The 19,901-nt window shown below is 62.0% G+C and carries 15 protein-coding genes and 1 pseudogene; 4 read left to right on the top strand and 12 right to left on the bottom strand.

Going from position 1 to position 19,901, the window contains the following annotated elements; all coding sequences use genetic code 11:
* The first annotated feature begins 40 nt into the window (after window positions 1-40).
* Both AC2T3R_RS14035 and AC2T3R_RS14030 read left to right on the top strand, forming a co-directional pair.
* Window positions 41-970: a DNA-3-methyladenine glycosylase family protein gene (locus AC2T3R_RS14035; RefSeq protein WP_486743802.1), complete on the top strand. Its 930-nt coding sequence runs from the start codon at window positions 41-43 to the stop codon at window positions 968-970.
* Between the two features lie 184 nt (window positions 971-1,154).
* A complete protein-coding gene (locus AC2T3R_RS14030) occupies window positions 1,155-1,415 on the top strand; it encodes a DUF1652 domain-containing protein (protein WP_024087193.1) in 261 nt (86 codons plus the stop codon).
* A 19-nt stretch (window positions 1,416-1,434) separates the two neighbouring features.
* Here the strand turns inward: AC2T3R_RS14030 and AC2T3R_RS14025 are convergent, their stop codons facing one another.
* The 12 genes and pseudogenes from AC2T3R_RS14025 to icmH all read right to left on the bottom strand — a co-directional run bounded on the left by AC2T3R_RS14025 (window position 1,435) and on the right by icmH (window position 16,963).
* The gene (locus AC2T3R_RS14025) at window positions 1,435-2,049 is read right to left on the bottom strand and encodes a Yip1 family protein (RefSeq protein WP_015270517.1); all 615 of its coding nucleotides are present in this window, start codon (window positions 2,047-2,049) and stop codon (window positions 1,435-1,437) included.
* A 96-nt stretch (window positions 2,050-2,145) separates the two neighbouring features.
* Window positions 2,146-2,433, bottom strand: coding sequence for a hypothetical protein (locus tag AC2T3R_RS14020; protein WP_013972780.1), 288 nt, complete (start codon window positions 2,431-2,433; stop codon window positions 2,146-2,148).
* Window positions 2,434-2,600: 167 nt separating this feature from the next.
* Window positions 2,601-3,248: a DNA oxidative demethylase AlkB gene (gene alkB, locus AC2T3R_RS14015; RefSeq protein WP_410952406.1), complete on the bottom strand. Its 648-nt coding sequence runs from the start codon at window positions 3,246-3,248 to the stop codon at window positions 2,601-2,603.
* A 227-nt stretch (window positions 3,249-3,475) separates the two neighbouring features.
* Window positions 3,476-4,921 carry a curlin gene (locus tag AC2T3R_RS14010; protein ID WP_013972778.1) on the bottom strand — a complete coding sequence of 482 codons (1,446 nt, stop codon included), beginning with the start codon at window positions 4,919-4,921 and terminating at the stop codon, window positions 3,476-3,478.
* Window positions 4,922-4,937: 16 nt separating this feature from the next.
* A complete protein-coding gene (locus tag AC2T3R_RS14005; protein WP_015270514.1) occupies window positions 4,938-5,411 on the bottom strand; it encodes a curlin-associated protein in 474 nt (157 codons plus the stop codon).
* Between the two features lie 15 nt (window positions 5,412-5,426).
* On the bottom strand, window positions 5,427-7,664 hold the full coding sequence (locus AC2T3R_RS14000) for an Ig-like domain-containing protein (protein WP_410952408.1): 2,238 nt from the start codon (window positions 7,662-7,664) through the stop codon (window positions 5,427-5,429).
* Between the two features lie 32 nt (window positions 7,665-7,696).
* Entirely contained in the window at window positions 7,697-9,025 is a 1,329-nt protein-coding gene (locus AC2T3R_RS13995) for a hypothetical protein (protein ID WP_015270512.1), read from the bottom strand.
* A gap of 209 nt (window positions 9,026-9,234) precedes the next feature.
* Window positions 9,235-10,377, bottom strand: a complete 1,143-nt coding sequence (locus AC2T3R_RS13990) for a DUF6708 domain-containing protein (RefSeq protein WP_486743801.1) — start codon at window positions 10,375-10,377, stop codon at window positions 9,235-9,237.
* Window positions 10,377-13,031 (bottom strand): T6SS effector BTH_I2691 family protein, encoded by a 2,655-nt coding sequence (locus AC2T3R_RS13985; protein ID WP_486743800.1) that lies wholly within the window; start codon window positions 13,029-13,031, stop codon window positions 10,377-10,379. The genes AC2T3R_RS13990 and AC2T3R_RS13985 overlap by 1 nt, the downstream gene beginning before the upstream one ends.
* An 11-nt stretch (window positions 13,032-13,042) precedes the next feature.
* Window positions 13,043-13,921, bottom strand: a complete 879-nt coding sequence (locus AC2T3R_RS13980; RefSeq protein WP_486743799.1) for a DUF4123 domain-containing protein — start codon at window positions 13,919-13,921, stop codon at window positions 13,043-13,045.
* On the bottom strand, window positions 13,921-16,101 hold the full coding sequence (locus tag AC2T3R_RS13975; RefSeq protein ID WP_486743798.1) for a type VI secretion system Vgr family protein: 2,181 nt from the start codon (window positions 16,099-16,101) through the stop codon (window positions 13,921-13,923). The genes AC2T3R_RS13980 and AC2T3R_RS13975 overlap by 1 nt, the downstream gene beginning before the upstream one ends.
* A gap of 14 nt (window positions 16,102-16,115) precedes the next feature.
* Window positions 16,116-16,963 (bottom strand): annotated as a pseudogene (gene icmH / locus AC2T3R_RS13970) (type IVB secretion system protein IcmH/DotU).
* 401 nt (window positions 16,964-17,364) lie between these two features.
* On the opposite strand from icmH, the gene AC2T3R_RS13965 reads away from it, so the two are divergent.
* A complete protein-coding gene (locus AC2T3R_RS13965; protein ID WP_047933478.1) occupies window positions 17,365-18,105 on the top strand; it encodes a gluconate 2-dehydrogenase subunit 3 family protein in 741 nt (246 codons plus the stop codon).
* 3 nt (window positions 18,106-18,108) lie between these two features.
* The gene (locus AC2T3R_RS13960) at window positions 18,109-19,893 is read left to right on the top strand and encodes a GMC family oxidoreductase (RefSeq protein WP_015270510.1); all 1,785 of its coding nucleotides are present in this window, start codon (window positions 18,109-18,111) and stop codon (window positions 19,891-19,893) included.
* Window positions 19,894-19,901 lie beyond the last annotated feature (8 nt).

Below are 19,901 nucleotides of genomic sequence, written 5' to 3'. Positions count from 1 at the left end.
GGGCCGGTACAGGTATTACTTTTGCTGGCATGATGCAGCCATGCCAAAGCTCACCCCCCTGCACGCCGTACGCCGATCATTGCCCACCCCCGGCCACCACACCTTGTGGCTGCGCTACCGTGCCCCTTACCACTGGCCCTCGACCCTGGCCTTCCTCGCTGCCCGCTGCATCCCCGGCATCGAGACCTGCCTCGACGGCACCTACCGCCGTACCCTGGTAATTGCCGGCCGACACGCCGTCTTGCACGCCACACCTTCGGGCAGCCAGTACCTGCGGGTCCGCCTTGAAGGCGTCCCGGCCCACGCGCTACCCGGCCTGACCGCCAGGCTGAGGCGGGTCTTCGACCTCGACGCCGATCCCGCGCGCATCAATGCCGAACTGTCCCGCGATCCGCTGATGGCCTGCCTGCTACAGGAGCGCCCAGGCCTGCGCGTGCCACAAGGCTGGGACGCCTGCGAACAGGCCATGCGCACTGTGCTGGGCCAGCAAGTCAGTGTGGCCGGGGCCATGACCCTGGCCGGCCGCCTGGTGCAACGCCATGGCGTGCCCTTGCGCTGGCCCGCACCCGGCCTGAGCCACGTATTCCCGGCGTTGACGGTATTGGCAGCTGCGAAATTCGATGGCATGGGCATGCCGCGAGCGCGCGCCGCCACCCTGGGCACGCTGGCCAATGCATTGCTCGCCGAGCCCAGGTTGCTGCGCCGCGGGCAGGTGCTGGATGAACTGCTGCGCAACCTGTGCCAGCTCAAGGGTATCGGCCCCTGGAGTGCGCACTACCTGGCAATGCGCCAGGCCGGCGCGGCCGATGCCTTGCCGCTGGGCGATGTGGCGCTGATCAAGGCGTTGCGCCTGCTCGAAGGCGAGGACGCCCAACTTGCGCAACGAGCCCTGGCGTGGCGACCGTGGCGAGCCTATGCGGCACAGCATCTTTGGGCATCGCTGGGGCCTGCCGGGACCGCTCGTCGCTAAGTTTGCCATTGCGTTCGAACGCGCAGCCCGCGCAGGCAATCTTCCACTAAGGTGCTAGAGGATTCCCTGCATGATCATTGCCCAGGCGCATGAGCGCCTGCCCCGGCATGCGCAATATCAATTGGCACCTCGCCCGACAAAGGCGTACTCACACAACAGGCCATCCCAAAGAGAGGGTCGTACCATGTCGTTGATAGGAGTTTCGATGCTAGAAATGCGGCAGATGATCGAGCAAGCCTGCCTGCCCGACCGTTGCGAAGTCAGCTGCACGGATGGCGCCAACCTGACCATACGCCTGGGTCAGGGCCAGAGCCTCGACGAGGGCGTGACCCTGAGCGGGGTCCCCCTGCAAAGCCTCAACAGTTGCCGTGACCTGGTCAACCTGGTGGGGCAGCTGCACGCGCTGCGTGACAGCCACCCGGCGACACTCAAGGCGATTGCCTGAGGCGCCTGCCGCGCCCCGGTCAGCCCACGCTGGCCGGGCGCACATATTCCGGCATCAGGCCGTTGAACCAGAACAGGATCATCGCCACCAGGATGGTGACCAGCAGCAGTAACCCCACCCCCCACACGCAGGTCGCGAACAGCATGGCCTGTTCCTTCTTCAGCCGCAGGAAGGTCTGCAATCCGCCATACAACAACACGCTGGCATACGCCGAGGCAGCCAGCAGTGCCGCCAGCGCCAGCCAGCGGATCGGTAGCAGGCCGACCACCCCGGCAAAGAACCATGGTGTGGCGCAGTAGGCGGCAAAGCCGATGCACTGGTTGAGGCTGGGCTGTGCATCGAAACCGCGCGACATCCAGCGGATCATCGTGCCCATCAACATTACCCCGACGACCGTTGTGGCGTAGAGCAAGCCCGCCAGTTGGGCGGCGCTGGTCATGCTCAGGCGCACCCGTTCCTCGGCCGCCAGGCTCCAGCCGAAGGTGGTCGTGCCGACGAACAGGCACACAGCGGGGATTAGTGCCAGGGCCAACAGGCGCGGCAGATATTGCTGCGGGTGGTCTTCCTCGGCCCGGCGGATTTCCAGCCAGGCGTCGGCGGGGTGAGTGAAGAGCTTGAGCAACGGACTGTTCATTGACGTTCTCCGCGTTCTCCGGCAGGCATGGGCCCTTTTGCTATGGAGACGTGACGCGCCCGGTGGGTTCAGCCGGGTTGATCGCCGTTGATCGTCTTACAGCAGTTCCAGCAGCAGGTTCAGGCCGCCATCACCGCACTTGCCCTGGTCGCGGACCACTCCGTGGTAACTGCGCCCGTCCCAGACGAAGGCCACGCTGTGGGCGCGGTCGACCTTGTCGGGCAGGGGCGGGCAAATGTGCAGGCGCAGGCCGGGGCGGCCTTGCAGGTCGAGGGCGGCGAGTTGGCACTGGCACTCCACGCTTTGCGCCACCGGGCCGAACAGGGTGTCGCGTACATAATCGAGCTGTAGTGAGGCATTGGGCGCGCGGCAGGGCATTTTCATAGGCGCGCGGCTCCGCTGTGAGAGGGCGGGTAACAGGGCTGGTAGGGCATGGCGGGCTCCAGGCTGAACAGGGCATGGCATATCGTTTGAAGCTTGCCAGGCCAAGATGTTCAACCTGTTTCATGCGCGTTCATCCTGTTTGCGCCGGTTACGGGCCGTTGGCCGCTTCAGCCACCGGCCTTGCGCAAGGTCAGGTTGATCCGCCGTTCACCGAGGCGCGGATGCACGCCAGGCTTGATCGGGAGCACGCCGTGAAAGCGCAGGCGGTCCTCGCCACCCCAGACCAGCACATCGCCGTGGCTCAGCGGGATGCGCTGGGTCTTGTCGGTGCGCTGCAGGCCACCGAACAGGAACACCGCCGGCAAGCCCAGCGACACCGACACGATCGGCTGGCCGAAGTCCCGCTCGTCGCGGTCCTGGTGCAGGCTCAGGCGGGTGCCCGGCAGGTAATGGTTGACCAGGCAGGCATCCGGTACGAAACCGTCGAACCCGGCCATGGTCGCAGCGCGGGCGGCCAGTTCGAGCAACACGGGGGGCAGGGCGGGCCAAGGTTTGCCGCTGAGCGGGTCGCAGGGGGTGTAGCGGTAGCCGTGTTCGTCACTGACCCAACCCAACGTGCCGCAGTTGGTCAGCCCTACCGCCATGCGCAGGCCGCCCGGGGTGTGCATGTGCCGGAACGGCGCGGCACGCAGCACCGGGCGCAGGGCATCGAGCAGGGCCTCGATCTCGGCCAGGGCGAAGCCGGGCAGCAGCACGGTGTGGCTGGCCAGGCGTTGCGGCTGGGTGCCGAACAGGTCGAGGTCGGACTGGATCATGGGTCAGGCATCGGTTGGGGTGTGGACCATTGTAATGCGCTTGGCAGGCTTGGCCTATTCGCGGGCATGCCCGCTCCCACAGGGTTGGCGCAGGCTTTGACGGCGGTGGAGCACCTGTGGGAGCGGGCGTACCCGCGAACAGGTCGGCAAGAAAAGAAGTTCTGACAGGAAAAAAAAGGAACCGCGGCACCAGGGAGAGGAGCACCGCGGTTCAAGGGGGGAGCGATCTACTGCTGGGTCACAGTGGCCACGTTCGCGCTGCCCAGCTGGCTGATGGTCGCGGTCTGGGTCACACCGCTCTGGTCGACATACGCCTTGTTGCCCTGGCCTCCCTGGGTCACGTAGGCAATGTTGTAGCTGTCAACCTGCTTGATGTTGGCTTCGTTGCCGCTACCGTACAGCTGGTTGGTGTAGCTCTGGTTGCTGTAGCCGGACTGGTCCAGGTTGATGACGTTGCCGTTGCCCTGGCTGTTGCCGTAGGCATAGTTGTCGGTGCCACGCTGGTCGGCGATCAGGATGTTGTCGGTGCCGTTCTGTTCGAAGTACAGCTCGTTGTTCATGTCGGCCTGCTTGGTCTCCATTTGGTTGCCGGTGCCTTTCTGGGTCAGCGTGGCCAGCTGGTTATCACCGTTCTGGGTCAGGTTGACGCCGTTGCCATTGCCATTCTGGTTGATGGTGGCAGTCTGGTTGGTACCGAACTGGCCGCCCATCTTGGCGCCTTTCCAGTTGCTGGCGGTGACGCTGTTGCCAGTGCCCTTGGTGTTGATGGTCAGGTTGAGGTTTTCACCGTTCTGGTAGGTGAAATGCACGTTGTTGCTACCAGTCTGGGTGATGGTGGTGGTCGAGTTGCTGGTCTCGAACTGGTCCGACCAGCTGGCGTTGGCCGTGCCCTGTTGCGACAGGCTGACCTTGTTGTTCATGCCGAAGCTCTGGTCGATATAGCCTTCGTTCATCTGGCCGGACTGGGTCACTGATGCCTGGCTGGCGGTCTGGTTGTCCTGCCACACTTCCACCGAGTTGCCGCCACCGTACTGGCCAATGCCGATGGTGCCGCCGGTGCCGTCGCGCTGGTCGCCATACGCCCAGTTGCCCGTGCCGTCCTGGTAGACCTGGATATCACCATCGACGTGGCTCAGGTGCTCGGCGGCGGCGTAGTTTTCCTGGCCGGTCTGGTTGATGCTGCTGCGGTTGTTGCTGCCACCAAAGATCTGCTCGATGAAAGCTTCGTTGCGCTGGCCGGATTGCCAGGTGGTGGCCTTGCTGCCTTCCTGGCTTTCCTGCCATACGGTCGAGGCGTTTTGCGCGCCTTGCTGGGTTTGCAGCGACTGGTTGCCCAAGCCCAGTGACTGGCTGGCGAAGGCATCGTTGTAGCTGCCGCTTGCGTGCTGGGTGACCTGGCTGCCGTTCTCGAACAGCTGGTCGGCGTAGCCTGCGTTGTATTGGCCGTTGGCGCTCTGCTGGATATCGCTGGTGCTATCCGATTGCACCGCCAGGTGGTTGTTGCCCTTGCCAGTCTGGGTCTGGGTAGCCGAAGCGAATGGCGCCAGGGACTGGCTGACTTCAGCGATGTTTTCCTTGCCATCCTGGGTCTGGGACGAGGTGCTGTCAGCAGCCATGGCCTGACCTGCGAGGGCCAGGACGATAGCGGCACTTAACGGAGCGAGCTTGTACATGGGGGTACCTCCAGGTCTATCGGTATTGGGTTATCTGCACGTGCTGACCATTGCCGGCCTGGGTCACGGAGCTGTTCAGGCCGGTGCCGGACTGCACGATGCTGGCGCTGTTGTCGTTGCCGATCTGCTCGATGGCCGCACTGTTGCTGCTGCCGGTCTGGCGGATCGACGCGCTGTTGCCATTCCCCTGTTGGCTGATGAGGGCCATCAGGTCACTGCCTTCCTGCAAGATGTACGCTTCCTGCGCGCCACCGGCCTGGACGATGCGGCCCAACAGGGCCTGGCCGTTCTGGTCGAGGGCGGCGCGGTTGCCCGCGCCTTGCTGCTCGATCACCGCAGCCTGGCCGGCGCTGGCCGGCAGCAGGCGGATGATCACCGGTTCGCCGAGGTCGTTGCCGGGTGCGAGGTCGGCATTGTCCAACAGGTCCTCGGCCCAGCAGGCCTGGCCCACCACGGCCAGGCCGAGCAGCAGGGAGTACAGGCGTCTCATTGCAACCTCCGGCCTTTACTGCACGGTTACGTTGACGGTGCGTGTGGTGCCCTGGCTGGTGGTGATCGTCGCCGTCGGTGCCGCAGTCGGGATGATCGTGGTGCTATTGCTCACCGCCAGGCGCCAGCGGCCGGTCAGCGCCACCGTGGCGGTGCCAAGGGTCTGCACGCCGGTAGTGGTGGTTACCCGCACGGTGACGGTATTGCCGGTGGTGACCGACGAGGTACCGCTGAGGTCCCAGTTGTAACGGTTGTTGGAGCGTGCCGTGACCGTGGCTGCCGTGACCGCGAAGGTTTCGGCGGCGGGCCGTGGCGACACGTTGACGGTGACGGTGGTGGGGTTGGACAGCGCCCCCAGCGAGTCACGCGCCTGGTAGGTGAAGGTGGTGGTGAAGGCGGTGGTCACCGTGGCCGGTGGGGTGTAGGTCACCGTGGTGCCGTCGGTGCTGACTGTGCCCCGACCGGTAGCCGGCTGGGTGAGGGAGGTAGCAGGGACAGTCAGCGGCACGTTGCCTTCCGGATCGGTGTCGTTGGCCAGCACGTTGATGGTCAATGGCACGCCCAAGGTGGCGACGGTTTCCGGGTTGGCGGTCGGTGCCCGGTTGGGCGCTACGTTGATGGTGACAGTAGCCGGTTCCGACTTCAGGCCCTTGGCGTCCACCGCCCGGTAGCTGAAGGTGGCCACCACGGGTTGCGTGGCCCCGGCTGGCGGGGTGTAGGTGACCGAGGTGGTGCCGTTCATCACCACGCCGCCAAGACCGGTACCGGGCTGGGTGAGGTCGCTGATGGTCAGCGGTACGTTGCCATCCGGGTCGCTGTCGTTCTGCAGCAGGTTGAGGGTGATCGGGATGCCCACGCTGGTACTGCCGGTATCGGCCTGTGCCAGCGGCGGCTGGTTGGCCGCCTCGACCGGCGCGTTGCCGACCACGACTACCGGTTCGACATCGCTGCCGCCGCGTGCCGACTTCACCGTGATGGTGGCTGGTGGCTGCGGCACGTCGTTGACGGTCAGGCTCTGCAGCGTGCCCGCCTTGGACAGGCGACCGTAGCCTTGGGCGATCAGGTCCGGGACCGCCACTTCGTCACTGGAACTGGCCTCTATCAACAGGCGCTTGTTGGCCCAGTCGTAGCGTGCGGTGCCGACCTTGACCACGTCGGTGAGCTTGCTCGACAGCGCGGTTGGCTGGGTACCGCCGGCGCTGTCGCTGGCGGTGACCACCACCACAGCAGGCGGTGCTTCCTGGCCGAACTGCTGGTGGAAGAACAGCCCGTTGTTGTCGGCGGTGAGGGTGTACTGGCACGGCGAGGGCGGGGTGCCGACCAGGGCAATGCCATTGCGCATGCACAGGCTGGCCGTGCTGGGCGCCTTGGCGAACACTTCCGTACGGGTGCCGGTGGCATTGCGCGAATAGGTGGCGCGTTCCAGGCTGACCGGGGTCTGGGCCCGTTGGTCGAGTACCTTGCCTGAAACAGTGAAGGTGTTGGTCTGGATGGTGCCAGCGGGGCCTTGAATGCGCACGAAATTGGTATTGAAGGGGCTGCCGGTCACCGCCTCGGTGATATTGGGGTCGCCGATGTAGGTTTCGATGGCGCCGGTATCGGGGTTGACCTCGGTGTAAGGCCCGCCAACACCCTTCAGCCAAGGGCCGATCGCCCCCGCCAGCGCTCCCCGGAAGTTGCCTGGTGCGCCAATGCCAATGTCCCGGGTGATGTTGATCGCCCGACGCCCCGCCGTGGTGACGTTGACCGTCTCCACCCCGTAGGGATGGGTGATGGTGTAGGTACCGGTACTTGGAACCGAAGCACGAATGCGGATCCGGGCGAAGCTTTGCTGGTCACCATCGACAGGGTTTTCGGCGGCGAAGGCAGCCTCCACCCCGGCTACATAAACCTCCAGTTCATAGCCGCTGTTGCCGACCTGCGGAATGGCGGTTTCCGCCAGGAACCAGAACATCTCGGGCGGCCAGTTGTCCGGGAACACCAGCGGCAGGGCATCGTCATAGATGCCAGGCTCGGGCAACAAGGTACACATGTAGGCCGGTGCCCCCGGCGCGCCTGGTGCACGCGTACTGGTAGCACGGGACTGGCACAGCTCCAGGGACTGGTCGAGGCTGTCCTTGTACCACATCGGATAGCCACCGGTGGCGAAGGTGTAGGGCCCCGGGTCGACATCGGACAGCGCGGCAAATGCGGCGCTGGTAACGGTAAGGGAGAAACCGGCGGCCAACAGCGCACGGCGCGACCAAGTGTTCATGCTGCCTCCTTGAAGGCTGAGCCTTTGTCTGTTCATGGCACCAGCACCACGTCTTCGGTGTCGCTACCGCCGTTGGTACTGGTGACCTGCACCTTGGCCGGCGGGATCGGCGACAGGCTGGTGCTCAGCGTCTTCACGGCACCTGTGCCGCTCAGGTTGCCGATCAGCGCGCCGTTGCCGGTGTGTGCGGTGAGCACTGGCGGCGTGGTTTCGTCGCTGGTGCTGGCCACCAAGGTCAGCTCGCCGGTGGACAGACGGAACTGGGCCTGGGTGATAACGACCAGGTCGGTCAGCGGTACATTGGCGGTGGTCGGGCTGCTGGCAGGGATCGCCACGCTGTTGTCGGCGGTCAGCGTCAGGATCGTCCCGGCGGCCGGGTCGAGCACCGACTGGGCGTACCAGGCACCGGTACCGTTGGCCTCGGTGAGGTTCAGGTTGGGTGTCTGGCTGGTCAGGGTGACGCTGGCCGGTGGCGGCGGGGCCATCACGAAGATGTCCTGCTGGGCGCGCAGGTCGCCGTTCTCGGTATGCCGCGAGTAGGTACTGCGTTGCGGCATCAGCGGGGTTGGCAGGGTCACTTCGGAAAGCTTGCCCGAAACCGCGAACAGCTCGGTGCGCAGGTCGATGCCGCCGGGGCCTTCGATGCGCACGTAGTTGGTATTGAAGGGGCTGCCGGTCACCCGTTCTTCCAGGTTCGGGTCGCCGATGAAGCGCTCGCTGCCTTCGGTGTAGGGGCCGTTGACACTGCGCAGGAACGGGCCGACATCGCCTTTCAGGGCGCCGGTGAAGTCGCCTGCGCCGGCAATGCCGATGTCGCGGGTCATGTTGATCGCCCGGCGGCCGGGCGCAGGTACGTCGAACACTTCGACGCCATAGGGGTGAGTGACCACGTAGGTGCCGGCGGTTGGCACGTCGACCCGGATACGCACCCGGGCGAAGCTGACCTGGTCGCCGTCGACCGGTTCTTCGGCGGCAAATGCCGCTTCGATCGCGGTGCCGTAGCTGAGGTCGATGCCGCGAGTGGCGTCTACGATGGCGGCGTCGGCGGTGAACCAGAACGCCTCGTCAGGGAAGTTGGTGGGGAAGACGATGGGTTGGGTATCGTCGAACACGCCGGGGGTGGGCAGCAGCGTGCACATGTACGAAGGTGCGCCGGGTGCGCCAGGCACACGCGAGCTGACCGCCTTCGTCAGGCACAGGTCGAGGGTACGACCGTGACTGTCCTGGTACCAGGCTGGGAAGCCACCGTTGGCGGGAACATAGGCGCCTGGATCGACAGCGTTCAAGGCAGCCTGGGCCGGGAGTTGGAGCATGCCGGCGAAAATGGCCAATGCCAGCGGGTGGGGTATCGGTCGGTGCATGAGACATTTCCTCCTGCAAACGGGCCCATGGACTTGGGGCGTCTGGCAGGAGATCGGCAATAGGCGTGCCAAGCCGGAAAAAATGTGCTGCAGCCCTTGCAGGGCAAGGGATCCATTTCTCTTGCAAGGGCGATTGCAGGGGGTTGCCGTTGGGCACCGTGTCCCCAAGGTTGGGGACTGGGGCAGGTGGTACCGACCCATTCGTAGCATCAGCTACCCGGTCGGTGCACCTTCGATCTCGACGTACGTAATTTGCGTGGCTTTTTCTCTGGGCGTTTGCCGGGTTTGAGTTGCCAGCGATCGGCATTGGCGAGCAGGCGTTTCTGGATCTCAGGTGGGTAGTCGCTCAGCGCTGTCACCGCTGGGACGGGCTTACCGGGCATGCCAGCTTCGCGGATAACCTTCGGCCAGCGCGGTCGCCAGCACAACAGCAAGCTCAGCCAATGGCCGGTGCCGATAATGACGAAGGCGGGCCAAACCAAGAGCAGGACGACTTTGAACAGCCAACTGCTTTTCCGGTAGAAACGACCCAATCCTTCGAACTGGGCGCTGAATGCCTGGATGGGCGAGGGGAGTTGGGTGCTCAGACGGGGGCGGGGGACGGCATGTGGGCCATCTTCCATATAGCGGCGAATGAACTCCCACTCGTCCCGAAGTTCGCTACCACCTTGGCTTTGCTTGCCGAGTAGGGCCATTTCCATGTGAGGGAGGCCAGTGCGGCTGGGGTGCCAGACCAAGCACAGCCTCATGCCCGCGCTGAGGGAGTCGTCTTCAGGGTTGACGCCGGTGCTTCCGGTTGTTCTCCAGGGGAATGTTGCTATACCGCCGCAGTAGCTTGGTCTATGGAGGTGAACTTGCTGGGTTTTTCGATTGAAGCGAATGAGCAAATGGCGGCTGGTAAGCATTTCAAGTCGAGTAAAACGAAATCCGTATTTGGCATATAAGTAATAAATGGCTCCGCCAATTGATAGCATGTACGCGCTGAATAGGACCGAGAACGCAGAAAAGAAATCGGGTTGAGTCGCATTGATATAGATGGAGCCAAATGTTATGTGCAGCCATGCGTAAGTCATTGGGCCTAAACTGCCAAGCGTCATCATCGTGATGATGCCGCGTTTTTCTTCTGACCCGCCGCAGCGCATTTCCATATATGTATCGTTGAAAGAAAATATGGGGCCGCGTGCATTTGGTTTTTCGCTGACACTGTTGAAGTGTATGTCTTTATTCAAGTCATCTTCATGGAAATTCTTGTCAGCGCGCTCTACAGTCGAGCTCCTTTGCACGTCGAATTTCTTGCGCTTAGCCTCGGATTCAATCGCCATCTGCCACAGCCCCCGCTCGATAAGATACATTAAAGGACCTCGCTGAAAGCTGAATGCAGGGCTGCTAACTCTTCTCGTTCATCGTAAGGTTTAGAGTTCTTTTCCAAGCGAAAGCTGCTCCGCTTGCACCACTTTTCCAGCGCATCGTCCTCAAGCAAGAAAATAATGGCGGTTAGTAGCAGGCCTACCCAGAACGCTCCTAAAATTAATTTGGTTAACAGCAAGCGAGCCGCCTGCGTACCCAGTCTGGTAGCCAGGCTACCTAATGATCGCCCTGCAAGACGTATGAGTTTGCTCTGATTGTTGATCGTAAGACGATCGAAGAAGGGCTTAGCTATTCCTATAGCAGTTCCCAATTCTCCGATAGATAAAGCAAGTGTGGCCAGTGCGCGCGTAAAGTAGGCCCCACTCAATGTCCAAGATTTCGTTGAGACATTATGTTGAGTGTGATTTTTTACCCCGTCGGCGAAGTCCCACCAAGCCAGTACGAACCCTCCCGTCCCCGCTAATCCGGCTCCCCAGAGTTTCAACCTCCCCAAGGTCGCAACCGCACCTCTACCGGACACGCTATTTGCGCCGTAACGCGTCACCACCTGCTCCACATAGCTGGCCCCAATCTCGAAACCCGCCGCAGCCGTGGTCATGGCGGCTGCCATGAGTTCGGTCTTAATCCGTACATCACTGTCGGGCAGTTCGCGGGCCTTGAACGCCATCAGCATCCCTTCCAGCAGGCATACAAGACCGGAGACACGCACTTTGTAGAAGTCGCTCTTATTGGCTTGCATCAATCCTTCGGCCCAGGCCTGGTCCAAGTATCGTTTTGCCTGGCCAGCGCTGCGCTGCGGATTCAATGGCTGCCCGCTACGAGCCGCTTCACTCAGGCGAATGTCGACAGCTGTCTCATGTACCGAAGCAAACAGAGTCAGGCGCAGGCCATGGTGCAGGGCACGGTCCACACTGTTGGGGGCTCCGGTACGAAGCACTTGTCGGCCCAGCGCCACGTACCAGGCGTATAGGCCGATGCTGGCGTGGCTGTTTCTGTTCTGCAGTTCTTCATATAAAGCGTTGGCGCGCCCGAAAGCATTCGCCGCAATGTGCGCTTGTCGGACAAGTGACTCACGCAGCACGAACCATGATTCCGACGGAGGTTTGGCCATGGCCGCTTCCCGTAGCGCCGCGAGCGCATCACGAATGTCATCCTGGTTGTACGTGATACCCCGTATCGCCAGGTTGCTCCGATCAGCAACATCACTACGCCACCAGTGGTCCAGCACCGTCGTTCCCCATTCACTGAGCTCCATGCCGATAACGCATTGGCCGGTCTGCTCGGCAAAGGCCAGGCCATTGATCAGGTCAGCATTGTCGTAACGGTCCAGGGCCTTTAGTAGGCGTTCACTGATCAACCAGCGGGCATGATCCTTGGCCCGATCCTCTGACTCCTGTTGGGCCTGTTGCATGGCTTGCTCGAAACTTTCCAGCTGATCGTGCATCGCCTGACGGTCGACCAGATGGCCGTATTTCTGGTCGAACTTCTTGCTGAATTCACCGGTATCCTGACGGTTCTGGACCTTGGCACGCACGCCGCGCTCGAACTTCTCAAGGTGTGGTCTCATCCTCTCATCATGCGCATCGGCCTGTTGTCTGGCCCGATCGGAAAATGCATAGAACTCCACCGGCGTGGCCGGCTGGTTGCGAATGGTCTCGGCCATGACTTCGCGTTTAACGATCCGGTCGGCCATCATCTGCGGGTAGAGCTTCTCGATCTCCAGGAACGATTGCGCGACCAGCAGCCTGCGCTCGTTATCCACGCCTGGTTCTACGCCGCGCCGCAGCCACTTGGTCTTTACGTCGTCGACGGCAGCATTGCGCCAGGCATTGAGCTCTTGGGTGATACCGATGGCGTCTTCGATGACGATTGCGGCGCCGCGGGGTTTGGTTTGATTAACCGGCGGTGCCAGGGCTTGTCGTGACGCATGCGGCGAGACGATCTGGTCGTTGTTGAACGGCTGCAGGTCCAGCAGCGCTTTCAGGTCGGAATCCTCCTGGGCTTTGAAATCGGCGACCCAGCCAAGTTGATCGTGCTTGAGTACATGGGCTTGCGGCGGTGCATCGGAGGGCTGGATTAATCGGGCGATATCGATGGGCGGCAGACTACTGCGATATTCGTCCTCAAGTAGGCGATAGTTATCGAGCATACGTGGGGTCAGTGGGGAGGGGCTGAACAAAGGGCGCAGTTCCTGGATGTCATCCAGATCGTAAAGAGTGATAGTCCAGCCAAAGCCGCGAATGATCTCCTCCAGGTTAGCGGCGTTGGGAGCGGATTCCCAAGGCGCGTCTGCGCTGATGTAAAGCAGCGAGCCGTTGGGGGCAACGCGGTACTGGCTGTGCCATTGATAGGCCGATTCGCTGTGGCGCTTGATCAGCAGATAGAGGAAGCCTTCGCGCAAAGGGCGGATAGCATAGCCAGAATGGGTCAGCTCGCCGACATCCTGAAAGGGGCTGAGGTAGTCCGGCAATTTGGGCAGGCGGGTTCGTTGTGCCGGATTGCCACCGACGGCGGCATAGCGCAGGGGCAGCAGTTCGAAACGGCGGGTGCAGTCGGCGACAGGGCTGTTGCGCAGGGCAGGGCGGTAGCCAGTGGTGATGCGTCTGCAAAGTTCGAGGGTTTCGGTGACCGAGTCCATGGCTGTGTACCTCAATTCTTGGCGCGCAGGCATCGCTGCACGTTGTCCATCAGGGATGTTTGCTGTTCGCGTGTTGCGACAATCGCGTCCTGCCAGGCTTGCGAGCTACTGAGTTGTTCGCCGTGGCGAGCTAGTATGAGCACATAGCTGATGAGGTCTTCCTCACGGTCCAAGCCTTGCTCTCGCGCCTGATCCAGGTAGTGTTGGATCAAACCAACCCTTGTTCCGTGGCAAGCAGTGGCCAAGGCCGCACAGGACGGCTCGTCCTTGATCAACTCGGCAAGTTGATAGCTCAGCGGGTCTCCCGCCAATTCAGCCCAACAGTCTTCGTTTAGCGTGATTTGTGGGAGGTGCAGGGGCGGAGGCTGATCAGCACCGGATACTTGTAGCCACAACCGCTTGTTCGGGTGCGCTACAGGCGACCACCAGTGATGGATGGGAGCTAGCCATTCGCTTATCCCTGGCAGCTCACGATATGTATCCAGCACTCGCAAAGCTGCAGCGTTGTGGAAACGCAGGAGGTACAAATGGCCGTCTGCTCCCGTCACGATGTTGGCGTGGCTAAGATGCCGGGCAAGTTGGGCAGTTGGTAACGCACTGACGATCCAGCCGCAAACCGCGCCCGAAGCAAGCTGTTCGAGTTGCCATTGAAAATCGTACTGGGCCGACACATCGGCGCCTAGCCGCGACCCGAACAGCCAAGGGCCTGCTGTTCGCAGATTGTGGAATTGGGTTTGTTGCAATAGTGGCCAGCAGCGATCCTCATAGTGCCGGGTCAACTTTTCCTGCACGCTGGGTGACAGCTTGGCCATTTCCACGATCGCGCTCAGACGATAGCGGTCGGAGGTACGCAGCACCTCCACCATAGTTCTGATAAATGGGCTTGGCATCAGCTTGCTCCTTCCATGCGAATCATGTTGTGGCCATCCGCGATCGCTTTCAGCAAGCAGCTGAGGCAAATGGGCTCGCCGGGCTCTGGTACGCCGAAGGTCGATGTCATGTGCTGGTTGCATTTGGCCTGCTGACTCACAGGACCTTTGAAGGCCAGTTCCAGTCCGTCCAACGTGATACCGGCACGATCTATGCGCAGCAACCCGGCCGGACTCCTGATAGTCAGGCTTTCGCTGACCTGGATGTCATAGACCTTGGTTGTGTGGCGGATGGCTTCCCCGGTCTGCAAGGTTTTGTGACCGGCCACGCTCTGTTCCAGGTGACCGCCAATTTCTACCGTGTGATTGGCTGTGGTGAGGTCCTGGCGGTGGTTGCCGACCTGTTCGATCCGGTCCAGGCCGGTGATGATGGTATGAGTCCGGCCAATGGTCAGGGTGTCGTCGTTGCCTATTTGGTGGGTCCGGTCCTGGCCGATATTGACGGACTCGTCCCGGGCAATCTCTTCCCGGCGGTCCTGGCCAATCGAAAGGGTCTCATCCCTTTCGACACGCTCGGTGCGGTCGTTCCCGACTTGCGTGGTTTCATCATGTTTGACGATGTTGTTCTGGTCTCTTTCTGCGTGGATGAAGACTTCCTGTCGTCCCAGTTCGTCCTCGAAGCGCAGCTCGTTGAAACCATCGCCTTTGTGGGTCTGGCTCTTGATGGTCATGCGCGTCTTGTGTTCAGGCAGGTCGTACGGCGGCAGCTGGTCGCCGCAATAAGTACGCCCGGTGATCATCGGCTGGTCGGGGTCGGCGTTGACGTACTGGACGATCACGTCCTGGCCGATGCGCGGGATGGCCATCGAGCCCCAGCTGCCGCCTGCCCAGCCTTGTGACACGCGCACCCAGCAGGAGCTGAACTCGTTGTTCTCGCTCTCCCGGTCCCAGGGGAAGCTCACCTTGACCCGGCCCCACTCGTCGCAGTAGATCTCTTCCCCGGGCGGCCCGACGACCGTGGCCATGTGCGGGCCGTCGATGCGTGGCTTGGGCAGTGGCGCCGGACGCCATTCGATGCGGCCGGGCACCAGCACGGCTTCCTGCGAGTAGCGCGTTCCTTGTTCGGCCCCGGCAGCTTCTTCTTGCAGGCTGGTGAACTGGCTGCCCTCGTGATGTACACGCATCACACGCCAATGGGCGTTGAGGTCTTTGCGCGGATGTTCGATGAGGGTGAAGCTCAGCCCCGGTTGCAGCCGCACATCGTCACCCTCGACTTCGGCAATACGGGCGTCATGGCGCAGGGCCGTCAAGCGCGTGGCGGTGAAGGGCACTCCGACCGCATCGCGCTTGTAGCGGCCGGGGTAGTCGAAGCGCTCGTAGTCCCGGGACTGATGGGTGATGCCACTGTCACCTGCGCGGTGTTCTTGCCGGTACTGCGGGTTGGTGAAGGTGTAGTCCCGCTGCACCTGACGTGCAGTGCGCACCTGTTCGCTGTAACGCAGGCGGCGCAGACAAGGCCTGGCCTGGTCGCCACCGCTGTTGGCGCGGTACAGCACCTGGTCGGGGCCGATGTCGTCTTCGTCGAAGAAGTCTTCATCCTCGTCGTCGGCCTTGATCGCGCTTCGGCTGATCTGCCCCAGCGCCAGCAGTCGGTCGGTGATGACCAGCTGATGGTGTTTCGGTGTGTGCTCGAAGCGATAGACGAAACCCTCTTCCCCCGCCAGGCGGGCGATGAAGTCGAGGTCCGTTTCACCGGCCTGTACGCAGAACTCGCGCACCTGATGCTCGCCCATGCTGTTGATTTCGAAACGGGCAATGCCCTGGCGCCTGAGCATCAATTCGAGAATCTGCGGCACGGTCTTCTGCTGGAAGATGCGCCAGTTCGAACGTAAGCCGGCACGGGCCAGCACGGGCTCGACCAATGCGCGGTAACGGGTGCGATAGAACCCCGTCTCACCCTGGCTGAAACTGCTGACCAGGCCGTGCACATAGCGCAGGGGGCGCTCACCGCGCCAGATCGTGAACAGCACTGGTTGGTCGAGCAACTGGCCGAAGTCGACCTCGTCTTCAAAACTGATCAATTCCAGTTTCAGCTGGAACGGTGAGCTGATCATTTCGTCGAGTTCGAACGAAACCACCTCGAAGTCAATCTGGCCAGCCAGCGGCTGGAAGGTGAAGCGCAAGTCGGATTGGCTAGGCATGCGGATCCCCTTTGCTACTGCTGCAAAATGCCGTTGAGCGACTCCAGCACCTCGGCGGTGATCAAGCTCAGGCGGTAGCTGTAGTAGCAGTAGGCGCAGACCATGGCGATGGCGGAGATCACCAACGGGCTCCACCAGGGCCATTCCCGACGCCGCATACGGTGGGGGCGATGGACCACGTTGGTATAGGGATCGCCCGGGAATTCCGGCGTGGGGCCGCGCAGTGCACGAATGACCTTGTGCATCCGCGAAATCAGGGCGTTGATGATTTCATCGCATTTCGGGTCCAGGGCGTACTTGCCCTTCAGGCCCAGGCAAAAGCAGAAGTACAGGAACTCCAGCACATCCTGGAACGCCTCCGGAGACTGCATCAACCGCTCCAGCAACACGAAGATCTTCTCGCCACCCTGGGTTTCGCCATGGAAGATGCTGAGCAGCGGTTCGTGGCTCCAGCACGAATTGTTCCCCAGGGCCGACTCATCACGGCCTCGTCCAGGTAAAGGCACAAGGCATAGGAATAGGCTTCGAGGTGCACAGAGGAATAACCGTGCTGCTGTATTTCCTCGCGGATTGTGCTGACCTGAATCTGCAGGGTCTTGTGCACATGTTCGATGTTGGGCAGGTCATCCAGCGTACGCAGGCGTATGACCAGGCCGAACAGCGGGTTGGCCGCGTCGAGCATCAGGTTGGCGAAGCCACCGCGTAGCTGGAAGTCCGGGTCGGCTGAGTAGCCAGGAAGATCCATGGCTTGCCCAGATTCGGTGCTGGAGCGAGGTAGCGGGTTCCTTTGGATATCCTCCAGCAGGACCGGCTTTATCTTCCTGTGTAGTGTTTTCACAGTTACATCGGGCTCATCGGACATCCTTAATCCTCGTTTGTCGGCGCGCCATCGCTGCATGGTGGCATGGAGTATCCACGCGGCTAGTCGCAGGCATTTGGCTGAAGCCCGAACGTAAACCAGGAATCAATCTATCGGGAATCCCGAAACGTCCGATGCGATCGTAGGAAGATTCTTCTTTTGTGCATTTCAGAATCTGAAGATGCAGCTCAAAGCGTCCTTAGTGTGAAAAATACCCTTGGCTGGATGCATATGCTTAGGAGCATCTTTCATGGCAGGCAAGCACGGCATGAAACCGGTTTCAAAACATTTCTGAACGCGCTAGATTATCCGGCTGTTTTCTTGATGGCCTATCAAGACCACCCCCCCATATTGAAAATCAGATGGCGCTTTTCAAGGCCGCACACAGCCGATGAGGATTCGCAATGCCTGAGCATGCCCCCGACAACCCGCGCAGGGACTTTCTGCGCAAGACCTTGACCTTGATCCCTGTGGTCACAGTGGCCAGCACGGGGCTTGGCGTGGGTGCCAGTCAGCTGCTTGCGGCCCCGCAACACGAGCCCAAAGTGCCGGCCACGCCGCCAGCAGGCAACTACCAGCCGACTTTCTTCACTGCCGAGGAGTGGGCCTTCGTGCAGGCTGCCGTCTCGCGCATCATCCCGGCCGACGAACTTGGCCCTGGCGCACTTGAAGCCGGCGCTGCCGAATTCATCGACCGGCAGATGAACACCCCCTACGCAACTGGCGCGCAGTGGTACATGCAAGGCCCTTTCAAGGCCGACGCCGCGCCCGAACTGGGGTACCAGCTGCAACTCAGCCCGCAACAGATCTACCGCCTGGGCATCGCCGCCGTGGATGGCTGGTGCAAGGCCAATTCCGGGCAAGTTTTTGCTGCGCAAGATAGCGCTACCCGAGACCGCATTCTCAGCAAAATCGAGGCTGGAGAGCTGGTTTTCGACGCCGTGCCAGCCAAGGTGTTCTTCAGCCTGCTGGTGCAGAACACCCGTGAAGGGTTCTTCTGCGACCCGATCCATGGCGGCAACAAAGGCATGGTCGGCTGGACCCAGATCGGCTTCCCCGGCGCCCGTGCCGATTTCATGGATTGGGTCGAGCGCAACGAGCCTTACCCGTTCCCCGCTGTTTCGATCCGTGGCGAGAGGGCCTGAGGCATGACGACCGTGATGAAGAAAGTGGACGCGGTGATCGTGGGCTTCGGCTGGGCCGGCGCGATCATGGCCAAGGAACTGACCGAGGCGGGGCTGCAAGTGCTGGCCCTGGAGCGGGGGCCGATGCAGGACACCTACCCGGAAGGCAGCTACCCGCAGGTGATCGACGAGCTGACCTACAGCGTGCGCAAGAAGCTGTTCGTCGATGTGTCGAAAGAGACCGTCACCATCCGCCACGGCATGAACGACGTGGCGCTGCCCAATCGCCAGCTCGGTGCCTTCCTGCCGGGCAAAGGTGTAGGTGGCGCAGGCCTGCACTGGTCGGGCGTGCACTTCCGGGTAGACCCGATGGAACTGCGCATGCGCAGCCACTACGAAGAACGCTACGGGCGCAAGTTCATCCCCGAAGACATGACTATCCAGGACTTCGGGGTCAGCTACGAAGAACTGGAACCGCACTTCGACTTCGCCGAGAAGGTGTTCGGTACCTCTGGCCAGGCCTGGACCGTCAACGGCCAGGTCGTTGGCGAAGGGAAGGGCGGCAACCCCTATGCGCCAGACCGTTCCAGCCCGTTCCCGCTGCCTTCGCAGAAAAACGTGGTGTCGGCCAGGCTGTTCGAAAAGGCGGCGGCCAGCCTGGGCTACAAGCCCTACAACCTGCCCTCGGCCAACACCTCTGGCTCGTACACCAACCCGTACGGGGCGCAGATGGGGCCATGCAACTTCTGCGGTTTCTGCAGCGGCTACGTGTGCTACATGTACTCCAAGGCCTCGCCCAACGTGAACATCCTGCCGGCGCTGCGCCAGGTGCCGAACTTCGAATTGCGGCCCAACGCCCATGTGCTGCGGGTGAACCTGGACGACAGCAAGCGCAAGGCCACCGGCGTCACCTACATCGACGCCCAGGGGCGGGAAGTGGAGCAGCCGGCGGACCTGGTGATCCTGGCGGCGTTCCAGTTCAACAACGTACGCCTGATGCTGCTGTCCGGCATCGGCAAACCGTACGACCCCATCAGGAACGAAGGCGTGGTCGGGCGTAACTTCGCCTACCAGAACATGGGCACGGTCAAGGCGTTCTTCGACAAGGACACCTACACCAACAACTTCATCGGCGCCGGTGGCAACGGCATCGCCATCGATGACTTCAACGCCGACAACTTCGACCATGGCCCGCACGGCTTCGTCGGTGGCTCGCCGATGTGGGTGAACCAGGCCGGCACACGGCCGATTGCCGGCGGCGCCACCCCGCCTGGCACACCGGCCTGGGGCAGCGCCTGGAAGAAGGCCACCGCCGATTACTACACCCACCAGGTGTCGATGGACGCGCATGGTGCCCACCAGTCCTACCGTGGCAACTACCTGGACCTCGACCCGACCTACCGCGACGCCTATGGCCAGCCGCTGCTGCGCATGACCTTCGACTGGCAGGAAAACGACATCAGGATGAACCAGTTCATGGTCGACAAGCTGAGCAAGATCGCCCAGGCGATGAACCCCAAGACCATTGCCGTGCTGGGCAAGAAGGTCAAGGACCACTTCAACACCGCCAGCTACCAGACCACCCACCTGAACGGCGGCGCGATCATGGGCACCGACCCGAAGACCAGTGCGTTGAACCGCTATCTGCAAAGCTGGGACGTGCACAACGTGTTCGTTCCGGGGGCTTCGGCGTTCCCCCAAGGGCTGGGCTACAACCCGACCGGGCTGGTGGCTGCGCTGACCTACTGGTCGGCCCGCGCCATCCGCGAGCAGTACCTGAAAAACCCTGGCCCGCTGGTTCAGGCTTGAGGAGCGAT

It is taken from the genome of Pseudomonas sp. PVC-5-1 (assembly GCF_057444345.1).
This window is presented reverse-complemented; position numbering and strand designations above follow the sequence as displayed.